The organism is Marinomonas rhizomae (assembly GCF_024397855.1).
Classification (GTDB): domain Bacteria; phylum Pseudomonadota; class Gammaproteobacteria; order Pseudomonadales; family Marinomonadaceae; genus Marinomonas; species Marinomonas rhizomae_A.
Map to the genome: position 1 here is coordinate 1,404,236 of NZ_CP073343.1, position 18,893 is coordinate 1,423,128.

General features: G+C 43.7%; 20 protein-coding genes. 18 read left to right on the top strand and 2 right to left on the bottom strand.

All coding sequences use genetic code 11. The annotated features are described in order from the left end of the window. The first annotated feature begins 118 nt into the window (after positions 1-118). Positions 119-586, top strand: a complete 468-nt coding sequence (locus KDW99_RS06510; protein WP_255828483.1) for a hypothetical protein — start codon at positions 119-121, stop codon at positions 584-586. A gap of 65 nt (positions 587-651) precedes the next feature. Here the strand turns inward: KDW99_RS06510 and KDW99_RS06515 are convergent, their stop codons facing one another. Together KDW99_RS06515 and hisA are read right to left on the bottom strand one after the other, a co-directional pair. Then, positions 652-1,452 carry a hypothetical protein gene (locus KDW99_RS06515; RefSeq protein WP_255828484.1) on the bottom strand — a complete coding sequence of 267 codons (801 nt, stop codon included), beginning with the start codon at positions 1,450-1,452 and terminating at the stop codon, positions 652-654. Between the two features lie 193 nt (positions 1,453-1,645). Next, positions 1,646-2,407: a phosphoribosylformimino-5-aminoimidazole carboxamide ribotide isomerase gene (hisA, locus tag KDW99_RS06520; RefSeq protein WP_255828485.1), complete on the bottom strand. Its 762-nt coding sequence runs from the start codon at positions 2,405-2,407 to the stop codon at positions 1,646-1,648. A 141-nt stretch (positions 2,408-2,548) separates the two neighbouring features. Between hisA and arfB the strand changes: the two genes are divergently transcribed. The 17 genes from arfB (at position 2,549) to KDW99_RS06605 (ending at position 18,872) form a co-directional block, all read left to right on the top strand. Continuing rightward, positions 2,549-2,962, top strand: coding sequence for an alternative ribosome rescue aminoacyl-tRNA hydrolase ArfB (gene arfB, locus KDW99_RS06525; protein ID WP_255828486.1), 414 nt, complete (start codon positions 2,549-2,551; stop codon positions 2,960-2,962). A 43-nt stretch (positions 2,963-3,005) separates the two neighbouring features. Then, positions 3,006-3,479: a GNAT family N-acetyltransferase gene (locus KDW99_RS06530; protein WP_255828487.1), complete on the top strand. Its 474-nt coding sequence runs from the start codon at positions 3,006-3,008 to the stop codon at positions 3,477-3,479. A gap of 19 nt (positions 3,480-3,498) precedes the next feature. Further along, entirely contained in the window at positions 3,499-3,702 is a 204-nt protein-coding gene (locus KDW99_RS06535; RefSeq protein ID WP_255828488.1) for a DUF1289 domain-containing protein, read from the top strand. Positions 3,703-3,892: 190 nt separating this feature from the next. Next, a complete protein-coding gene (locus tag KDW99_RS06540; RefSeq protein ID WP_255828489.1) occupies positions 3,893-4,474 on the top strand; it encodes a DedA family protein in 582 nt (193 codons plus the stop codon). Continuing rightward, positions 4,471-5,604, top strand: coding sequence for a D-alanine--D-alanine ligase (locus KDW99_RS06545; RefSeq protein WP_255828490.1), 1,134 nt, complete (start codon positions 4,471-4,473; stop codon positions 5,602-5,604). The genes KDW99_RS06540 and KDW99_RS06545 overlap by 4 nt, the downstream gene beginning before the upstream one ends. Before the next feature lie 29 nt (positions 5,605-5,633). Continuing rightward, positions 5,634-6,191 carry a hypothetical protein gene (locus KDW99_RS06550; RefSeq protein ID WP_255828491.1) on the top strand — a complete coding sequence of 186 codons (558 nt, stop codon included), beginning with the start codon at positions 5,634-5,636 and terminating at the stop codon, positions 6,189-6,191. Further along, positions 6,191-6,976, top strand: a complete 786-nt coding sequence (locus KDW99_RS06555; RefSeq protein WP_255828492.1) for an NRDE family protein — start codon at positions 6,191-6,193, stop codon at positions 6,974-6,976. The genes KDW99_RS06550 and KDW99_RS06555 overlap by 1 nt, the downstream gene beginning before the upstream one ends. A 19-nt stretch (positions 6,977-6,995) precedes the next feature. After that, a complete protein-coding gene (locus KDW99_RS06560) occupies positions 6,996-7,439 on the top strand; it encodes a YHS domain-containing (seleno)protein (RefSeq protein WP_255828493.1) in 444 nt (147 codons plus the stop codon). A gap of 23 nt (positions 7,440-7,462) precedes the next feature. After that, positions 7,463-7,915, top strand: a complete 453-nt coding sequence (locus KDW99_RS06565) for a hypothetical protein (protein WP_255828494.1) — start codon at positions 7,463-7,465, stop codon at positions 7,913-7,915. Positions 7,916-7,917: 2 nt separating this feature from the next. After that, the gene (locus KDW99_RS06570; protein ID WP_255828495.1) at positions 7,918-9,705 is read left to right on the top strand and encodes a lysophospholipid acyltransferase family protein; all 1,788 of its coding nucleotides are present in this window, start codon (positions 7,918-7,920) and stop codon (positions 9,703-9,705) included. A gap of 313 nt (positions 9,706-10,018) precedes the next feature. Then, entirely contained in the window at positions 10,019-11,593 is a 1,575-nt protein-coding gene (locus KDW99_RS06575) for a cytochrome ubiquinol oxidase subunit I (RefSeq protein ID WP_255828496.1), read from the top strand. A 1-nt stretch (position 11,594) separates the two neighbouring features. Further along, on the top strand, positions 11,595-12,731 hold the full coding sequence (gene cydB / locus KDW99_RS06580) for a cytochrome d ubiquinol oxidase subunit II (RefSeq protein ID WP_255828497.1): 1,137 nt from the start codon (positions 11,595-11,597) through the stop codon (positions 12,729-12,731). Positions 12,732-12,792: 61 nt separating this feature from the next. Continuing rightward, positions 12,793-12,903 (top strand): cytochrome bd-I oxidase subunit CydX, encoded by a 111-nt coding sequence (gene cydX, locus KDW99_RS06585; protein ID WP_110573853.1) that lies wholly within the window; start codon positions 12,793-12,795, stop codon positions 12,901-12,903. A 5-nt stretch (positions 12,904-12,908) separates the two neighbouring features. Beyond that, complete coding sequence (cydD, locus tag KDW99_RS06590) at positions 12,909-14,684, top strand: thiol reductant ABC exporter subunit CydD (protein WP_255828498.1); 1,776 nt, start codon at positions 12,909-12,911, stop codon at positions 14,682-14,684. After that, complete coding sequence (locus tag KDW99_RS06595) at positions 14,644-16,311, top strand: amino acid ABC transporter ATP-binding/permease protein (RefSeq protein WP_255828499.1); 1,668 nt, start codon at positions 14,644-14,646, stop codon at positions 16,309-16,311. The genes cydD and KDW99_RS06595 overlap by 41 nt, the downstream gene beginning before the upstream one ends. Positions 16,312-17,004: 693 nt before the next feature. Then, positions 17,005-17,514, top strand: coding sequence for a GNAT family N-acetyltransferase (locus KDW99_RS06600; RefSeq protein WP_255828500.1), 510 nt, complete (start codon positions 17,005-17,007; stop codon positions 17,512-17,514). Positions 17,515-18,329: 815 nt separating this feature from the next. After that, positions 18,330-18,872 carry a hypothetical protein gene (locus KDW99_RS06605; protein WP_255828501.1) on the top strand — a complete coding sequence of 181 codons (543 nt, stop codon included), beginning with the start codon at positions 18,330-18,332 and terminating at the stop codon, positions 18,870-18,872. The last annotated feature ends 21 nt before the right edge of the window (positions 18,873-18,893 follow it).

The window sequence follows — 18,893 nt, forward strand, 5'->3', positions numbered from 1 at the left end:
GGTCATGGAATCATAGGAAGATAAGTCGCTCCTAGTCTTTTAAAGTAACTTTGCATTAAACACGGGGTTAATTATCCTTATTTGCACAAAGTTCACCCTTTTTTGAAAGGAGACAAGCATGCTTAACCACAATAGTTCAGAGGGTATGCCTTATCCAGATAGGGACTCATGCGTCTTATGTGACATGCTTTCTATGTGTTTTGATGGCTTTGTTGCTAACTCGGCACTATATGGGCGAGTTGGGAATACTATGGATAAACATGTGTTTAAAAAGGTATCGTCTTTATATAGACGTTTGGCTGAACGCTTGTTGCATGGGATGGGAAGACTACCAGAAGACACTGGCACAATGAATCCAGAGCCAGGCTATATCGCCACCGCGTATTTATCGGCTCTAAATGCAGCAGACAAACATGTCGCAAGTCGTGTTATGTCGGTTAACTGGCAGGTAGTAAAACGTATTGGTAAGTTAGTTAAGAAATTAGATAACCTGTTGTTGGTAAATATGGTTGTTGATTATTTAGCTTGTATACAGATGGTCTTAGATAACGCACATAAACGTAGAAAAGCGGCAGAGCTGAGCTAAATAAAAAAAGAGCATGCGCTCTTTTTTTATTTATAAAACATAGTGGTTAAATGATAATTAGATTATCACTTATCTACCATTCTATAGTCCAATTTGCCGACAATAGTGCCATGATTGTCTGATGTAATCACATTAAAGCTTGCGTTATTTTTTTCTCTTTTTGGATTAACGGTAGAGATGACCTGACCATTAACAACAAGCTGGTAAGTTTCCGAGAAAGTAATATGCAAGTCTTCTGATTTTGGGTTTTCAAACAAAATATTGTCTTTTAAGCGGATGACTCGACTCTCGCCACGGACCCATTGGCCAACAAGAGGTTGCGCTTTAAATGTCGCCTTATCATGAGTAATGGTGGCTTCTGTTAGAAAAATTCGGATTAAATCGCCATTCATCGCCACTTTTTCTCTGTCACTTACACGTGAATTCAACATAGCAAGCGCTGTATTGGTCTTACTAACATATGAACGAAGTAGTTGAATGCCCGTGTTTAATTCCTTTTCGCTCATTTTGTCATTAGCGACTATTTTAGGTAAGTCAGGGGCGTTTCCTGTTCTATTTTTTAGTTCTGTAAGGTTAGCATTAGCTAACTTTTTTTGAGCATTAAGTTGTTCAACTAAGTCTGCGTTGCTTTTAGTAATGTTTGCTTTCGCAGCGTTGTTATTGCTAGTTTCAGTAATAACGCTGGTTTCTACCGTTGCGGTTTCGCCAGCAGGTGTTTTGCTAGGGGCGGCTTCTTGCTCTGTATTTACGGTATTTTGAGCTGGCGTTGTCTCAATTTTACTGTTTTGTAAGTCTTTAAAAATTGGCATCGAGCAGGCACTTAAAAAAAGTGTCGCAAGTAAAAGGCCGGTACGAAATGTAGACATTGATTAATCCTGAGATTATAAGCGAATAATTAAGTCGCCAAGTATGCGGTATGGCGGATTGTATGTCGAGCTGAAGTACCCGTTACTCATGCGAGTATTCTATTTAAAAGTGCAAATAGAAGCTCTAAAAGACTTGGGTGAACATCATATACAGCGAAGGCGAGAGACAAGCCACGGCAAGCCTCTCTTTACATTATTTTTGTGACTGGTTCCACAAAATGCATTCATCTAACGTGACGCCTTTGCCGCCAAAAATATCCAGCGCACTACCTATAGTTAAATCCACTAAGCCATTAGACAATTCATGAACGCGTTTTAAGTCCGACAAAGAACGAGCGCCGCCAGCGTAAGTAACTGCAACTGGGCAACCTTGGCCAAGCAGTTGAACCAATTCTTCATCAATACCAGCTTGCAAGCCTTCAACATCAGCTGCATGAATCAAAAATTCATCGCAGTGGTTTGCTAGTTCAATTAGATTTTCTTGGTTAACTTGAGTCGATGTAATGGTTTGCCAGCGATCAGTTGCAATATACCAACCATCTTGTGTACGACGGCAACTTAAATCAAGCACTAAACGATCAGTACCTGTTTCTCGTTTTATTTTATCTAAGCGATCCCAAGAGAATTCACCATTTTCGAATAAATAAGACGTTACAATAACGTGAGAAGCTCCTGCTTTTAAGTAACCTTCAGCATTGCTACTGTTAACACCGCCGCCAAATTGCAAACCATCAGGGTAAGCGCGAAGGGCGCTAAGTGCTTCTTCTTGGTTGCCCTTACCTAAAGCAATAACATGACCACCAACTAGGCCATGCTCACGATACATATTTGCGTAATGTTCAGCATTGTATTCGCTGATAAAGTTCTCTGTGGCACCTGTGTCATTTAGACTTCCACCAACAATTTGCTTAACCTTGCCTTGGTGTAGATCGATACAAGGACGGAATTGGGTCACAAAAAAACTCCTATCTAGTCTGAAAATGAAACGGCGATTGTAACCGATAATGTACTGATAAACGATGCACCAAAGCAAACACTTCTTAAGCCTGTTATAATCGTCGGCCATTTCAATAGAAAGAAACATAAAGCTGCCATCATGCTACAAATTACCCTCGCCGTGGCGATCCCAGACCACGAAATTGAATTAACCGCTATCCGAGCGCAAGGCGCAGGCGGTCAAAACGTCAATAAAGTCTCTTCTGCCATCCATCTTAGATTCAATGTCGCCAGCTCTTCTTTGCCTGAATTTTATAAAGAGCGTTTGTTAGCATTAAGCGATTCTCGTCTTACCAAAGACGGCGACATTGTGCTTAAGGCACAGCAACATCGAACCCAAGAGTTAAACCGAGAAGATGCACTGGCAAGACTGAAAGAGCTGATTCTTGAAGCGGTACGTGTGCAAAAAGCGCGTAGACCGACCAAACCATCACGCTCTTCGCAGAAAAAACGGATTGATAAGAAAAAGCAAAAAGGCCAAATCAAAAGTTTGCGCCGTAGTAATTGGGATTAGCCATCCATTACCCCCAGCCGTATTATTTTAGGGAGAGAGAAACATGATTATGCTACGAAAAATGCGCCAAGCAGAATTTCCCGCATTTAGTGAATATTTTATCGAAGATTACAGTCAAGAAATTGCCTTAAATTATGGGCGTTCTATCACTGATGCCCTTGTATTAGCAGAACAAGATCTGTCAAAAAGCTTCCCTACGGGTGTCGACAGTGATAGCCAAGTATTGCTCTGTATTGAGACAAGCATTAACCAGCAAAACACGTTGATTGGTTATCTTTGGTACTCAATCAATGCTGAAGACCAAACGGCGTTTATTTGCGATTTTTATATTAATGAGCCTCATCGCAGTAAACAATTTGGTAGACATGCCATGAGTGAACTTGAAGAACGACTTAAAAATGACGGCATTCATCAGATTAAGCTCAGAGTGGCTTACCACAATAAACGCGCCTTTGCCTTGTACGAAAAAATAGGTTTTGTGGTGACTGGCTATAATATGTCTAAGAACATTGTCTAAAAGTAGTGGTCTGCAAATTATGTCAGAAACACATAAAACCGATCCCAATATAAAAAGCCCTTGTATTCGTCAGTGCTGCCTTGATGGTGACGACGTTTGTGTGGGCTGTTATCGAACCATTACTGAAATCATGGATTGGCAAAAATCGACACAAAGTCAGAAATTAGAGGTTTTGGCTAATTGCTCAATACGAAAAAAGAAGCACGACTTCCTACATCCTTAATATTCCCTCAGCAATTTTCAATATTTACTTCCTCGCCTTTACCTTATTTGGCGCATTCAGTTCTGCTTTAAATTAATTTTTCAAATATTTGTGTAAGAAAGTGATATCTGCCCACGTCTAATCTTCAGAAACAGAATATGAGCGCTTGGACCTTTCCAAGTTTTTAGATGATATAGGTAGGTAACTTACCTTGATTGCAGAATTACAAGTATGGCTAACATCGGGAACAGCGTCGCTGACCTTGTTGTGTGTTGGCATTGTGCTCTTGTCTTATTTACTCGAAGACCTTGCCATCGCAACAGCGGCGACCTTGTCTGCCCATGGGGACTTGCCTTCTTCACTTGCATTAATGTCGATTTTTATTGGCATCGCGACGGGGGATTTGGGCTTGTATGTCTTGGGGCGTTACGCCCGAAAAGTCAGATGGTTACGCTATCGAGCCTTAACCAATTCTTCGTTTAAAGTCGTGAGACAAAAGCTGACCCAGCGTGCTTTTTTGAACCTTTTCTTAATTCGTTTTATTCCCGGCTTAAGAACCATTGGTTTTACCTTAAGTGGTTTTCTCGTCATTCCGTTACCTGTCTTTTTTAGTGCTGTTCTGCTTGCTACTTCTATTTGGACGCTGGTGGTGTTCACACTAATTTACCAAATAGGTAGCAGTGTTTTTATGCAAGTTTCAGAGCTGAAATGGCTACTTATTCCTGTGGCATTTGGTCTGTTGTTTTTAATGAATCGTTTTCTTAATAAATCGTTTACGCGAGGTATGTCATGAGTGCCATGGTTGAGGGGCAGTTCATTGCGCCAAATAGAATTAATGCTGGAATGCCGCTGCTCCAAGTTGAAGAGGAAGCGAGTATTTCACCTTATGAATTCATGCCAAGCTGGTTTTTTTACGCGCCAGTGGTCGTGCAGAGTCTGTTACTTGGTGTGCGTCACGGCGATGTTTGTTTGCCTTTAATTGCCAATCCTAGCATCAAGTTGAGCGGCATGGTGGGCGAGTCCAAAACAGACATATTGAATTTGGCTGGCCCAGTAGCCAAGCAATGGATTGAGCCTTTTATTACCCTGACGAAAAACCAAGAGAGCGTTGCTGTTCAATTAGAAGACGCACAGCAAGCAATGGACGTCGCGCAGTTGTCATTTCCCATTGTGGCTAAGCCAGATTTAGGGTGTCGTGGTGTTGGTGTCAAGCTACTGAAATCCACAGCGCAACTTCATGACTATATTCAAACGTTTCCTATCTCCGCTCAGTTTCTACTGCAACGTAAAGCGCCATATCAAGCGGAAGCAGGTGTCTTCTATGTGCGTTATCCAGGGCAGGAACAGGGCGAGATTATTTCCATCACCTTGAAATACACCCCCAGTGTTGTCGGTGACGGCACGCACAGTTTAAGACAGCTGATTGAGCGTTGCCCGCGAGCCGGTCAGTTAGCGCATTTGTATTTCCCACGTCATACACAAAAGCTGGATTGGATTCCCGCAGACGGTGAGGAATATCCTCTCGCGTTTGCTGGCAGTCACAGCCGTGGCTCGATTTTTCGTAATGGCAATCAATACATCACGCAAGCATTAACGCGCAAATTGGATGAGATCTTAAAAGATGTGGATGGCTACTACTACGGCCGTTTAGACATCAAGTTTGCTGATATTGAGTCTTTTATGGCAGGTGAAAACTTTTCTATTTTAGAAATGAATGGTGCCAGCAGTGAAGCCACACATATTTGGGACCGCAATACCAGGTTATCCGAAATTTTCAGCACCTTGCTAAAGCAGTATCGAATTTTGTTCGAGATAGGCGCCTTGCAGAAAAAGCGTGGTTTTAAATCGCCGACGATTCGAGCTTTGTTAAAAGCCTGGCGAGAAGAAAAAGCACTTATTCAGCACTATCCGGCTACTGATTAAATTAAGAGACGTTCTTGTAAGGAAAACCTATGCAATCGGTATTGAAAAAAAAACAAGTCAGTGACTTCCCCGCAGCGACCTATGTGCCAACGGTGCAAGGTTGTCTTGAGGTGTTTGCTCAGGCGTCTCGTTGCTTACAGATGCTCGACGATGACGCTTATCAAGCGTCGATGAAGCCTGTGGTGAACAGTTCTATTGGTGAGCATTTTCGTCATTGGTTAGATGTCTTTAATGCCGTTTATCAAGCGGGAATAGTGATTGATTATAACCAACGTCGTCGTGGTCATAGGGTGGAAACATCGCGCTCTGTTGCCTTAGTTGAAATCGACGAGCTGACAAACTGGCTTACTGGCTTATCGGAAAAAGAGCTTAAGAAAAACGTGAATGTTTTGACCGAAGTCTCTGTTTCGCATACGCAAGCTTGCCTTATGTCGTCGACCTTAGAGCGTGAAATTACCTTTGCGGCGCTGCATGCGAATCATCATTTTGCCATGGTGAAGGTGGCCGCCAGTTTAATGAATAAAAGCATTGATGAAGATTTTGGCATTGCACCCGCCACCGCAACGTTTTTACGAGGGCAATCATAATGTGCTCGGTTTCTTGGTGGATTGATGAGTCAGGTTATCAATTGTTTTTCAATCGTGACGAACAAAAAGCACGTGCGCCAGCGTTGCCACCTCAGTTCTTTTTACAGCAGGGTGTTCAGGTGTTGATGCCAGTGGACCCTGTCGGCAAAGGCAGTTGGATTAGTTTAAATGAGCAAGGGTTGTCGCTTTGTTTGCTGAATAATTATCAAGGCAAAAATCCCGCCGGTGAGCTGGTTAGTCGTGGGCAATTATTAAAGCATTTATCCAGTACGACAAGTATCAGTCAAGTTGAGCTGCAGTTTGCCCTGTTGGATCTTCAGCAGTTTGCACCTTTTACTTTATTAGCCTTTGAATTTGGCTGTGAAAAGGTGCGGGAATTCCAATGGGATGGTGAACGCGTCGCTATTGATTACGCCATATCACCGCATTTTTCGTCTGCAGTGGAACTAGAAACAGTTACGACCTATCGACAATCCATCTATGAGGAACTCACCGTCGCAAGCGCTGACGATTTGCTGTTGTTTCATTCTCAGCACCATCCAGAACAGTCTCATTTTTCGGTTTGTATGCACAGAGAAGACGCTCAAACCGTGAGTTTTACTCGGATTCAGGTCACAAAAGACAATTTTCAAATGAGCTATGTAGCCGGATCGCCTTGCTCGAATTTAACGCCACAAGCGTTGGCGTCTCAGAGCTATTGTTTTCAAGACAATGGTTTTCAAAGCAATCGTTCTCAAGACACGTGTTTTCACGAAAAGGTTTCCCTCGTTAGTGGTTCTTATTAATCAAAATTTAGGAGTTGTTATGACACGTTTAATGATGTTTTTAGCCTTGTTTATGAGCAGTCTGGCGTTTGCGCAAGATGAAATTTACACCGGCTATTTTAGTAATAAAGCACTTAGCGGCTATGACACGGTTGCTTACTTTACGGACCAAAAACCGGCCGAAGGCAGTGCCAAGTTCGTCACTGAATATAAAGGCGCTGATTGGTATTTTGCCTCGCAACAGCATCTGGATATGTTCAAAGCTGAACCTGAAAAATACGCTCCGCAATATGGTGGCTATTGCGCTTGGGCTGTGTCTGCCAAGAACGACTTCGCCTCTTCTGATCCAAAAGATTGGGCCGTGGTCGATGGCAAGCTGTATCTGAATTATGACGACAACATTAAACGCAAGTGGGATCAAGATCCTGCGTTGCACATCAAACAAGCGGATGCCAATTGGCCAAGCCTGATCGGTAAAAAATAATACTTATAAATAAGGTCAATAAAATGAATAAGCAAATTGTGAAATATGTACCAACGGTGTTTATCGCCTTTGTGTTTGTGCAGTCGCTGTTTTTTAAATTCACTGGTTCCTACGAAACCGACCATATCTTTGGCGTGTTGGGGGCTTGGTCTGGTTTGGAATTCTTCGGTCATTACGGTGGTTACATTATTGGTGTGGCCGAACTGATTGCTGCTGTTTTACTCTTTACTCGTTGGCATGGCTTGGGGGCTTTGATGGCGCTGGGGATAATGACTGGTGCGATTATTTTTCACCTATTTACTCCGCTTGGCGTGGTGATGCCTGAGTTTAACGCAGTCGGTGAAGTCGTCGGCAATGACGGTGGTTTGCTATTTATCATGGCGTGTTTGGTTTGGTTATGTGCGGTGTTTTTATCGCTTCGGGATCTTAAAAATCCACAAGGCATCCTAAACAAAATTATCAATAGCGGAGTCTGATTATGTTAGCCAGTCCTTTTCGTTTAAAAAGAATCACGCCATTTGGCGTTGGAGAATCCGTTCTTGAATGGGCGACAGGACTCGCTAAATTAGATCGCTTGTATCAACAAAGGCCCAGCAGCCAGACCAGCTTTGAATTTATGCGTTATACCCTTGAAGCGTTGAACATTGATTATTCCATTGCCAAAGGTGCTGCTGAGGATATTCCCCAAAATGGGCCTGTGGTCATTGTTGCCAACCATCCTCTTGGCGCGATTGAAGGTGTGGTCTTGGCGGACCTAGTTGGACGCGTTCGCAGTGATGTAAAAGTACTGGCCAATGAGTTACTTAAGCGTTTGCCAGAAATCAGTGACTTATTTATTGGCGTGGATGTTTTTGGCGGTAAATTGGCGCAACGTACCAATGGCAAGGCGATTCGAGATGCTCATCGCCATTTGGCTGAGGGCGGTGTGTTGATTGTTTTTCCTGCAGGGGAAGTGTCCACTTATCCGAAAAAATCTAATGATCAGTCAGCAGAAAAGTCGATAGAAAAACGAGCATTAGCCGACATTGAATGGAGTCAGTCGGTCGCTAATTTCTTAAAGCGCAGCGAAGCGACGACGGTGCCGATTTTTATTAATGGCAAAAATAGCGAGTTGTTTTATCAAGCCGGTCGTATCCATCCTTTGCTACGAACCGCTATGTTGGGCCGAGAGCTACTTAATAAAGAATCCTCAGTCATTGAGATTTCTATCGGCAGTGCCATACCGTTTGCGGAAGTGAGCCAGTTTGAAAGCAATCAAGATCTTGTCCGCTACTTACGTTTGAATACCTATTTAATGAGCCCTCAACATGCTCATGAATTGGTTGTTCAACATGATAGTGCCGATTTACCTATTATCGCGCCGATTGATCTAAGTCTCCTAGACGAAGAAATTGCCAGTCTGCCAGACGAGATGCTGTTGTTACAACAAGGCGAGTTCCGTGTTTATTGCGCACCAACGCAATCGATCCCCTTGCTGATGCAAGACATTGGCCGTATCCGTGAAGAAAACTTCCGCGCGGTGGGCGAGGGTAGTGGTTTGGCCTGTGACGTGGATGAATACGACCTTTATTATCATCAATTGTTTGTTTGGCATCATGGCAATAAAGAAGTCGTCGGGGCTTATCGAATGGGGTTAGTGGATAAGCTTATTGAAGCGCATGGCTTAAAAGGGTTGTACTCACGCAGCTTGTTTAACTATGACCAAGCGTTTATCGATAGCCTAGATCACAGCATTGAGATGGGGCGTTCGGTTGTCGCAGCCAAGTATCAAAAGAATTTAAATTCGCTGCTCTTGCTATGGAAGGGGATTGCTACCTTTGCTTCTCGAAATCCAAAATATACGCATTTATTTGGCCCTGTCAGCATCAGTAATGAATACAGCCATACGGCGCGTCAATTGATCGCCGCAACCTTGTCGATTCATTATTACGATAAAGAAAAAGCCAGCTTGGTGATGCCATCGACGCCACTGCGCAACAGCGGGTCGGTATTTTGGCAGCCTAATTTGTTGTCTTCCTTGGCGAGTGTCACATTGCTTTCTAAAGTCTTATCGCGAATGGAACAAGGAAAAGGTTTGCCCGTATTGATTCGTCAGTACTTAAAAATGAACGGTAAGCTAGTGTGCTTTAATGTCGACCCAGCGTTTCACAACTCACTGGACGGCTTGATCGTGGTGAATTTAAAAGAGGTGCCTTTGTCTATTTTGGCAAAATACATGGGACAAGAGGACGCTAAGCGATACTTAGAAACAGTCTTGAAAAAATAGCCCAAGAGATAGCAATCATGGTGGCTGAACGAAATGCGTCACAGCCTCCATGATCATGTTTGGTTTTTTATCTTCATGTTTTAGAACCCTTTCATCACCTCTTCAAACAATCTTTTTTACTACTTATTCCTTTCACTCTCTTTATCTTGATCTAACGCAATGTTTCAAATCAAAACAGCACTCATAATCTGGCCTTATAGTAAGCCTTGAAATGTTTTGAGGCTTCGGTGGGCGTTGGATAACAAGAACACTCAATCAAATAAGTGTCTACGATCGTCTTTTTTTCTCAATCAAATGAATGGGTTGAAGCTATATGATTAACGAAGCTGTAGTGGATTTATCGCGATTTCAGTTTGCTTTCACTGCTCTGTACCACTATTTGTTTGTCCCTTTAACACTAGGGATGGCTTTCTTATTGGCAATCATGGAGTCTGTCTATGTAATTACCGGTAAGCAAGTCTACAAAGACATGGTGAAGTTTTGGGGTAAACTTTTTGGTATTAACTTTGCGCTAGGTGTAACAACGGGTTTGACAATGGAGTTCCAGTTCGGGACTAACTGGTCTTACTACTCTCATTACGTTGGCGATATTTTTGGTGCCCCTTTGGCCATTGAAGGCTTGATGGCTTTCTTCCTTGAGTCGACATTGGTTGGTTTATTTTTCTTTGGCTGGGATCGCCTCAGTAAAGTGAAACATTTAATGGTGACTTGGGGCGTAGCGCTAGGTTCTAACTTGTCGGCTTTGTGGATCTTGATCGCCAATGGCTGGATGCAAAACCCAGTAGGGTCAGAGTTCAACTACGAAACCATGCGTATGGAACTCGTCGACTTTGGTGCTTTGATATTAAATCCAGTGGCGCAGGTGAAATTTGTTCACACTGTATCGGCTGGCTATACAACAGGGGCGATGTTTGTTCTGGTTATTTCAAGCTACTACTTATTGAAAGGCCGTGACCTTGCGTTTGCTCGTCGCTCTTTTGCCATCGCGTCTGCGTTTGGTTTAGCGTCTATCTTGAGCGTTATCCTTTTAGGTGACGAATCAGGTTATGAGCTAGGCGAAGTGCAAAAAGTGAAATTAGCAGCGGTTGAAGCGGAGTGGGAAACACAAGAAGCACCAGCAGACTTCACCTTAATCGGCTTCCCGAATCAAGAGCTTGAAGAAACCGAATTTGCTATCAAAATTCCTGGGCTAATGGGCTTGATCGCAACACGCTCTCTAGATAAAGAAGTAACGGGCATCAAAGAGCTGAAAGAGCATAACCGCCAACGTATTATCAATGGTATTTATGCCAACCAGTTGCTTGAGAAGTTACGCAGCGGTTCAACGGATCCGCTAGTAAAAGAAAACTTCGAGAAAGTAAAAGACGATCTTGGTTACGGTTTATTGGTAACAGCATTCAACGAAGACATGAACAAAGTGACATCTGAAGAGATCGATCAAGCGGTTGAATACTCTATTCCGCAAGTTGCGCCATTGTTCTTTGCCTTCCGCATCATGGTCGGCTGTGGTTTCCTAATGCTGTTTGTCTTCGCTGCGGCTTTTTACCAAAACGCGCGTCGTCGCATTGGTCAAAGTCCTTTGTTCCTGAAATTTATCGTAATTTGTTTGCCACTTCCTTGGATTGCCAATGAAGCAGGTTGGTTTGTTGCGGAATACGGTCGTCAGCCTTGGGCTATTGGTGAAATATTACCGGTTCATGTTGCGGTCTCTAGCCTAACAGCAACAGAGATCTGGATCAGCCTTGCAGGCTTCGGACTTCTTTACACAGCGTTCCTAATTGCTGAGATGTACTTGATGATTCGCTTTGCGAAACAAGGCCCTTCTAGTTTGCATACTGGGCGTTACGCACTTGAACAAGAAACGGCTCAGCTAAAGCAGGAGGTATAAGATGGATTACGAATTATTAAAAGTGATTTGGTGGGTATTGATCGGTGTCTTACTGATTGGTTTCGCTGTGACTGATGGCTTTGATATGGGCGTAGGCAGTCTGCTTAAAGTGATCGGTGGTACGGATTCTGAACGCCGTATCATGATCAACTCGATTGCCCCTCACTGGGACGGCAACCAAGTTTGGTTTATTACAGCTGGCGGTGCGTTATTTGCCGCTTGGCCTGTGGTGTATGCGACAGCCTTCTCTGGTTTCTACTTTGCAATGTTGTTGGTTTTGGCCGCGCTATTCTTTCGCCCAATTGGCTTTGACTACCGTTCAAAACTAGAAAATACCAAATGGCGTACAAGCTGGGACTGGGGAATCACTTTTGGTTCAGCTGTTCCGCCAATTATTTTCGGTGTAGCGTTTGGTAACTTATTGCAAGGCGTGCCGTTCGAATTTGATCAATATATGCGTGCCACTTACACCGGTTCTTTCTTTGCTCTGCTAAACCCATTTGCGATTCTTTGTGGTTTGGTCAGCTTGCTAATGCTAATGACGCAAGGCGGTGCTTGGTTACAAATGAAGACAGATGATGCGCTACTTGAAAAAGCCAGTCGTATCACTGCAGTCACAGGTGCCTTGGCCGCTGTGTTGTTCATCTTAGCGGGTGTGTGGTTGGCTTACGGTATTGATGGTTATGTTTTGACCAGCGCTGTTGATGGCAATGCAGTTGTAACACCTTTGATGAAAACAGCAGAAGTTCAAGCTGGCGCTTGGTTGGCTAACTATGACAAAGTGCCTGCACTTATGTTGGCTCCGCTTATCGGTATTGCAGGTATGTTGTTCGCAGCACTGACTGCCGTGATGAGAAAAGGCGCTTTGTCTTTCTTGAGTTCATCACTGGGCATTGCTGGCATTATCGTGACAGCTGGTGGGTCAATGTTCCCATTCTTGATGCCGTCTTCAAGTTTTCCAAACATGAGTTTGACTATGTGGGATGCGACGTCTAGTGAAAACACCATGATGATTATGTTTGTGGTGGCTTGTATCTTCGTACCGATTGTTCTGGCTTACACGTTATGGAACTACTTTGTGATGTATGGTCGTCTGACTAAGAAACACATCGAAGAAAACAATCATTCACTTTACTAGTCATTGATATAGAAGATAGAGCGCTTTGGGCTCTGTCTTCTAGCAATAAGAGGAATAAGTTATGTGGTATTTTGCTTGGGTTCTAGGCGTATTGTTAGCCTGTTCGTTCGGTATTGTTAATGCCGTATGGTTAGAATTTAGCGGCTACGAAGGTGAAGAGGAGCAGAAGTAAACTCAATGAAACAGCACAAGGAAACAAAAAAGGCGCGTCGAGCTGGCCGAGTGAAAACATCTGAAGGTGTATTTCTAGATGAACTAGCCAGTCAGCAATCATCAAAGTATCGAATTGCTCAAGGCTTTGGTGTGTTGTTTGCAGTGTCTTTGGTGTTGCAAGCTTGGGCGTTAGCGAATGTGTTTTCAGACATGGCGCTACACCAGTCTTTTTCCTTGTCTCTTTTAGTCTTGGGGTTATTTGCTCTATTACTACGTGCCTTGGCGAACTTTGGCCGAGAACGTATTTGCACCAGCGCAAGCCGCGATATTCGTTACGGCTTGCGACGTAAATTGGTGTCGCATCTGACAAATCTTGGGCCAGCGCGCCTAAGAATAGAAGAAGATGCGGCGCTTTCTACTCGTGTTTATGAACAAGTAGATGCGTTAGACGATTTTTTTAGTCGCTATAAACCACAAGTGTTTATGGTGACCCTAATCCCTTGCGTGATCCTACTGTCAGTCGTTTCTATTTCTTGGATCGCCTTCTTTGTTTTCATGATGACCGCGCCTTTGGTCATTATCTTCATGATCTTTGTGGGTCATAAAGCCGCGCAAGCCAACCGTCGTCAATTCAATGTCTTGGCCATGTTATCCAATCAGTTCATGGACTTAAGCCAAGGCTTATCAGAACTCAAACGCCTTAACAGAACTGGCGAAGCACGCGAGCGTTTGTCCGACAGTGCTACTTCATACCAAAAGACAACCATGGGGGTTTTGGTATTAGCGTTTTTATCAACGGCTACGTTAGAACTTTTCGCCTCATTATCCATTGCCATGATTGCCTTATACTTGGGGCTAGGCTTATTAGAAGTCTTACCATGGCAAGTGGGCAGCTCCCCCGTTACCTTGACGCAAGCTATGTTTCTTTTACTGCTTGCGCCAGAATTTTATTTACCGCTTCGACAGCTTGGCAACGATTACCACGCCAAACAAAAAGCCGAAGCCGCCGCGACGGATTTGTTAGATATTTTACAAACACCAGTGCATGCATCCACTTCACACCAAGAGAACACTGGATTAGCTGTTTTAAATACGTTGAAATCCATTCAATTCAAAGACTTGAGCTGGCAGGAAGAGGGGCGTTATCGTCTCGCGCCAATTACGGCCAATATTGCCCAGGGCGAACGAGTTTGGCTGAGTGGTGAATCGGGTGTGGGTAAATCCAGTCTATTGCATTTGTTACTAGGTTTTGAAGAAGGCTTTGATGGGCAGTGCTTGATCAATGGTCAGCCATTCTCAGAATTAAATTTGGCCTCTTGGCGAGCCAAACTGGTTTGGTTGCCACAAACACCAGAATGGGTAAACGGCAGCATTCGTCGTAATTTACTCTTAGGGCTGGGTGGCAAAGAGGGCGCAGAGCTACCAAATGAAGAAGAGATACAAACAGCGCTCATAAAAAGCCAGTGCGACGAATTTATACAGCTGCTTCCCGATGGGTTAGATACCAAACTAACCGAATTAGGAGCAGGGCTTTCTGGCGGGCAAATGCAGCGTCTTTCTATTGCCAGAGCCTTATTATCAAAAGCCGATTTATGGTTACTCGACGAGCCTTGCTCTGGCTTGGATAATGACACAGCACAAGCGGTACTCGACACACTTAAAACCGCATCCCAAGGTAAAACCTTATTGATCGTCAGCCATGATACACATCCGATTGCATGGGCTGACAAACATTGGGCACTAACAAAAGGAGGTTTGTATGAGCAGTCACGCAAAGAAAACCGCCAAGCTCTCGCTTAAACAACTTTTATTAGCTAACCCTTGGGGCTTTGTTATTCCAATGTTGACTGGCGTGGCTGCGACTTTAGCGGGCGTTGGCTTGTTGGGGCTTTCTGGTTGGTTCATCTCCGCGGCAGGCTTGGCAACGGCGTTGGGCGGTGCATTGGTCTTTAACTACTTAACACCCGGCGCCATTGTTCGAGGGCTTGCGATCCTAAGAACCGCAGGCCGCTATGGCGAACAAGTCACAGCGCATAATCACCTGTTGGGGTTACTGCGCACTTTGCGCCTTTGGGTGTGGGATCAGCGCGTTGCCAAAGATGCTGCGAACCTTCATCAACAAAGCCGAGGCGACTTGCTACAGCGCCTAGTTAGCGACTTGGATCAAATTATTCGCTGGCCATTGGTGGTGTTTTTACCTTGGGTGTACGCTGTATTGGCTTATGTTGGCGTGGCGATTTTTGCCTATTTCATTTTGCCTGCTTTGTTGTGGCCGTTATTGATTGCCGCAGTGTTACATGTCTTGGTGGTGCCTTATATTTGTGGGCACTTCGCCAGCCATGCCGTACATGTTGGGCAAATACTTGGCGTACATCGCCGTAGTCGTTTTGTTAGCTTTTTTTCGGCACTGATTACCTTAACCATTCGTGGCCACTGGGAAGACTACGCACAGCGCCTTGATCAACTGGATGAACGCCAACGCAGAACCGAAATCCGTATTCAACAAGCCGTGAGCCTTGGGCGATTATTGTCTTATGGTGTGACCATCTTGCTCATCGCCAGCAGCTTCTATTTACTCAGTGTCTTTACCCCAGAAACCCAACGCTGGACCTTAATAGACGGCGTGCAGGGCACTTGGGTTGTCGGCTTTGCTTTAGCCTTGTTAGCCGTAAATGAACTGGTCTTGCCTTTGGTGCAATCCTTCGTCGCCCAAGGCCAGTCGCAAGTTGGCTTACGCAGACTTAACCAGCTTCACCAAGATGCTGAGCCAATGTCCGAAAAGCCGATCCTACAGATCGAGCAACTCTTGTTTAAACAATGGCGCGGCTATCATGCTCCTAGTGGTTTGGGCAGCCAAGTTACTGATATTAAAGTAAACCATGGTGAATTTGTTTGGATCCGAGGTGCAAGTGGCTCAGGAAAATCCACCTTACTCGCTTCCATCGCTGGCGATTGTTTATCCTCTGGCGACGCCTTTATTAATAATGAAAAACATCAAATTTACAGCAACCAGAATTATCAAGCGCAACTAAGCTACTTGCCACAATCGCCGTACGTTTTCCAACAAAGCATCGCCGCGAACTTACTGCTTGGTAAACCCAATGCCAGCGAAGACGAACTTTGGGCAGTATTAGAAGCTGTTGCACTAGACGAATGGGCCAAAAGCCTACCGAACGGACTGGAAACCTTACTCAGCTCCCAAGGCCGCAACCTATCAGGCGGACAGCGTAAACGCCTCGCCTTAGCGCGTTTGCTGCTAAGACAATCTCCAGTCTTACTGCTAGACGAACCATTCGACGGACTCGACAAAGCCACCATCGAAACCATTTGTCATTCATTAGAGAACGACTACAAACCAGACATCTTAATCCTCGTCAGTCATGTTGGCAGTCGCATTGGGGATGACTCAAGAGTCATCGAGCTTTAAACCCAGTCATTCCCGCGAAGGCGGGAATCAATCTCTTATGGGCTTAGGTAGGTCGTGGCTTCAGCCCGACGCGGAATTCATGTTCCATTCAAACGCTTTGTATACCCGACCTTTTTTCCGCTCTGCTGAGCGGGTAACTTTTATCCAGATCCATAAAAGTAACCAAAAGGTCTCTTTATCGGGCTATCGCCCAAACGTCTCATTCACTATGTTTATGTTGCGTTTAGCGAGACGACTTTTATCGTAAGGCATAGATTTTTTATTTGCTGGGAGATAGATCCTCAAACAATGACTCTGAAACTCCATAAGGTCGCGCAACTTCGTCGCGTCGAACTGACTTCATCCTAGCTAATCGTCGGGAGTTACTCTGTTGCAGTGAACTTAATTCTTTGGTTAACTCAAGACTAACAGTGCGAGAACCAAACCCAATAACAAACGGCTTAGACAAGTCATTCCCGCGAAGGCGGGAATCAAGCTCTTATGGTCTTGGGTAGGTCGCGGCTTCAGCCCGACGCGGAATTTCTGATATACGATTTGTTTTGTGTTTTCAATGTCATTTGAAAATAATCACAGTATTTCGCGTTGGTGCTGGTAGGGAGTAAGGAAGTCTTTTAGTATTCATTGAGAGTGACTCATCGCCTAGAGATAATCGAACATTCGTACTATTAAAATGCCATGTATTGGAAAGGGACAATGATAGAAACTGAACGATTAATTCTGCTTAAACCAAACCAAAATGATCGGGACGTCATTTCTGAAATACTCTCGTGCCCAAAACAAACTAAGTACCTTCCAAATGAAGCGCCATATTCACAAACCCAACAGAAAGCGTACTTAGATAAGCGCATTACTCATTGGGAAAATAATGGTTTCGGTACTTTTATTATTTGTTTTAAAGATAATCCTCACATCAAGCTAGGTTTTGTTGGTGCTGAATACGCTCCAAACCCAAATTATGTAGATATTCGGTTCGGTATCACCAAAGAGTTTGAAGGGAAGGGCTTTGTCACTGAAGCAGCAAGAGCGTTGGCAATTTGGTTTTTCGCTAACACTCAACACGAAAAGCTTTATGGGGTTTCAATGGTCGATAATGTTGCTTCTAAAGCTGTTCTAAAGAAACTTGGCATGACGCCAGAGAAAAACGTAGACCTTTATAATTGCGAAGGGCTGGACAACTATAGCCTAGAGGCACATACGGCATAATAATCACAGGTTGACGCGCAACTTCGTAGCGTCGAACTGACTTCCTCGTAGTAATCGTAGGCCGCTTCTTTAGCCCGACGTGGAATTTATGCTCCATTCAAACGCTTTGTATTCCCGACCTTTTTTCCGCTCTGCTGAGCGGGTAACTTTTGTCCAGAGCCACAAAAGTAACCAAAAGGTCTCTTTGTCGGGCTATCGCCCAAACGTCTCATTTATGTTGTTTAAGATTAGGTTTAGCAACACGACTTTTATCGTAAGGCATAGATTGTTTTTGCAGGTTTGAGAGAAGTTATTTTTAACTGACCCTGAAACTCCATAAAGTCGCGCAACTTCGTCGCGTCGAACTGAGTTTTGTATAGTTAATCGTAGGGTGCGATGATGGAGGCACGATCGCTTTATGTAATATAAGAGTGCCGTTGAAAGCGAAGCTTTCATTGTGGGTCGCGTTTTCTGCTCGACAAACAATGGACCCAGAGCGAATAAAAAACTGTGTTTTCTGTCTGTATATACAGTTTATTTTTTTATAGTGTACTTTCTTGCGCGTTTAGCTATTTTAAATAAACTAGTTGTACGCGTTTTGTACTGGTAGAAAATAAGAAAGTCTTTTAGTATCAATGGATAAGAATATCCGCAACAGAAATAACGCGCTGTGGATAAATGAAATAACACGCATGCTCGTTTTTACAGTTTAAGCTTTTGTTGGTATCTCTATTAATGGCTTTATAGTCAGTGACTTATAGTGATGTTAAGAAAGTTTTAAATATGTGTAAACACGCATGCGTATTAATAAAATGTTAGCCACTCAAGGAGTTATAGTGAAGTTCCAGATACCAAGCAAAAAAACTGGATATTATCCGGAAGTCATTTCACTGCTCAAAAACATGGAATGTTCAAATTCTGGACACAGTGAGTTAGGCCTGAATCATCCTGCGGATGTTTTCTATTTCTCATTTTTAGAAGTGATTGATAGCGCGAAGAGGTTGCTGGAAAGATTGAGTAGTGATGCTTTAAAGAGAAAGGAGAGCCACGCCTATACACCTGACAATCTCGAGGACTACAGAGTAGATATATTTAATCTTATATTCTTTTCTGCAAATTTCATTGAGGCCTGCCAATCTATCTTAAAGTCGGTGCTACATAAGGATGAAAAATTTACTAAGGCATCAAGAGAATTTAAAGATCTAACTTCATCTTATCGAGCCCATGTCTCAAAAATAATAAATGAGATAAAGCATAAGCATAGAAGGGTGAGGCCATTTTCATCATCATGGGATGCTAACTTGGTTGTTGGATACTATATAGAGGGTGTTCTCCCTGGAGGCACATTAGGGGCTGATGAATCGCCACTAATTAGCTAGACACCTTTTAGTTAGATAAAA

Bases quoted from the DNA above. Each gene is read 5' to 3' on its own strand.
- KDW99_RS06510 (WP_255828483.1), top strand. From the start codon at position 119: ATGCTTAACCACAATAGTTCAGAGGGTATGCCTTATCCAGATAGGGAC.
- KDW99_RS06515 (WP_255828484.1), bottom strand. From the start codon at position 1,452: ATGTCTACATTTCGTACCGGCCTTTTACTTGCGACACTTTTTTTAAGT.
- arfB (WP_255828486.1), top strand. From the start codon at position 2,549: ATGCTACAAATTACCCTCGCCGTGGCGATCCCAGACCACGAAATTGAA.
- KDW99_RS06530 (WP_255828487.1), top strand. From the start codon at position 3,006: ATGATTATGCTACGAAAAATGCGCCAAGCAGAATTTCCCGCATTTAGT.
- KDW99_RS06535 (WP_255828488.1), top strand. From the start codon at position 3,499: ATGTCAGAAACACATAAAACCGATCCCAATATAAAAAGCCCTTGTATT.
- KDW99_RS06545 (WP_255828490.1), top strand. From the start codon at position 4,471: ATGAGTGCCATGGTTGAGGGGCAGTTCATTGCGCCAAATAGAATTAAT.
- KDW99_RS06550 (WP_255828491.1), top strand. From the start codon at position 5,634: ATGCAATCGGTATTGAAAAAAAAACAAGTCAGTGACTTCCCCGCAGCG.
- KDW99_RS06555 (WP_255828492.1), top strand. From the start codon at position 6,191: ATGTGCTCGGTTTCTTGGTGGATTGATGAGTCAGGTTATCAATTGTTT.
- KDW99_RS06560 (WP_255828493.1), top strand. From the start codon at position 6,996: ATGACACGTTTAATGATGTTTTTAGCCTTGTTTATGAGCAGTCTGGCG.
- KDW99_RS06565 (WP_255828494.1), top strand. From the start codon at position 7,463: ATGAATAAGCAAATTGTGAAATATGTACCAACGGTGTTTATCGCCTTT.
- KDW99_RS06570 (WP_255828495.1), top strand. From the start codon at position 7,918: ATGTTAGCCAGTCCTTTTCGTTTAAAAAGAATCACGCCATTTGGCGTT.
- KDW99_RS06575 (WP_255828496.1), top strand. From the start codon at position 10,019: ATGATTAACGAAGCTGTAGTGGATTTATCGCGATTTCAGTTTGCTTTC.
- cydB (WP_255828497.1), top strand. From the start codon at position 11,595: ATGGATTACGAATTATTAAAAGTGATTTGGTGGGTATTGATCGGTGTC.
- cydX (WP_110573853.1), top strand. From the start codon at position 12,793: ATGTGGTATTTTGCTTGGGTTCTAGGCGTATTGTTAGCCTGTTCGTTC.
- cydD (WP_255828498.1), top strand. From the start codon at position 12,909: ATGAAACAGCACAAGGAAACAAAAAAGGCGCGTCGAGCTGGCCGAGTG.
- KDW99_RS06595 (WP_255828499.1), top strand. From the start codon at position 14,644: ATGAGCAGTCACGCAAAGAAAACCGCCAAGCTCTCGCTTAAACAACTT.
- KDW99_RS06600 (WP_255828500.1), top strand. From the start codon at position 17,005: ATGATAGAAACTGAACGATTAATTCTGCTTAAACCAAACCAAAATGAT.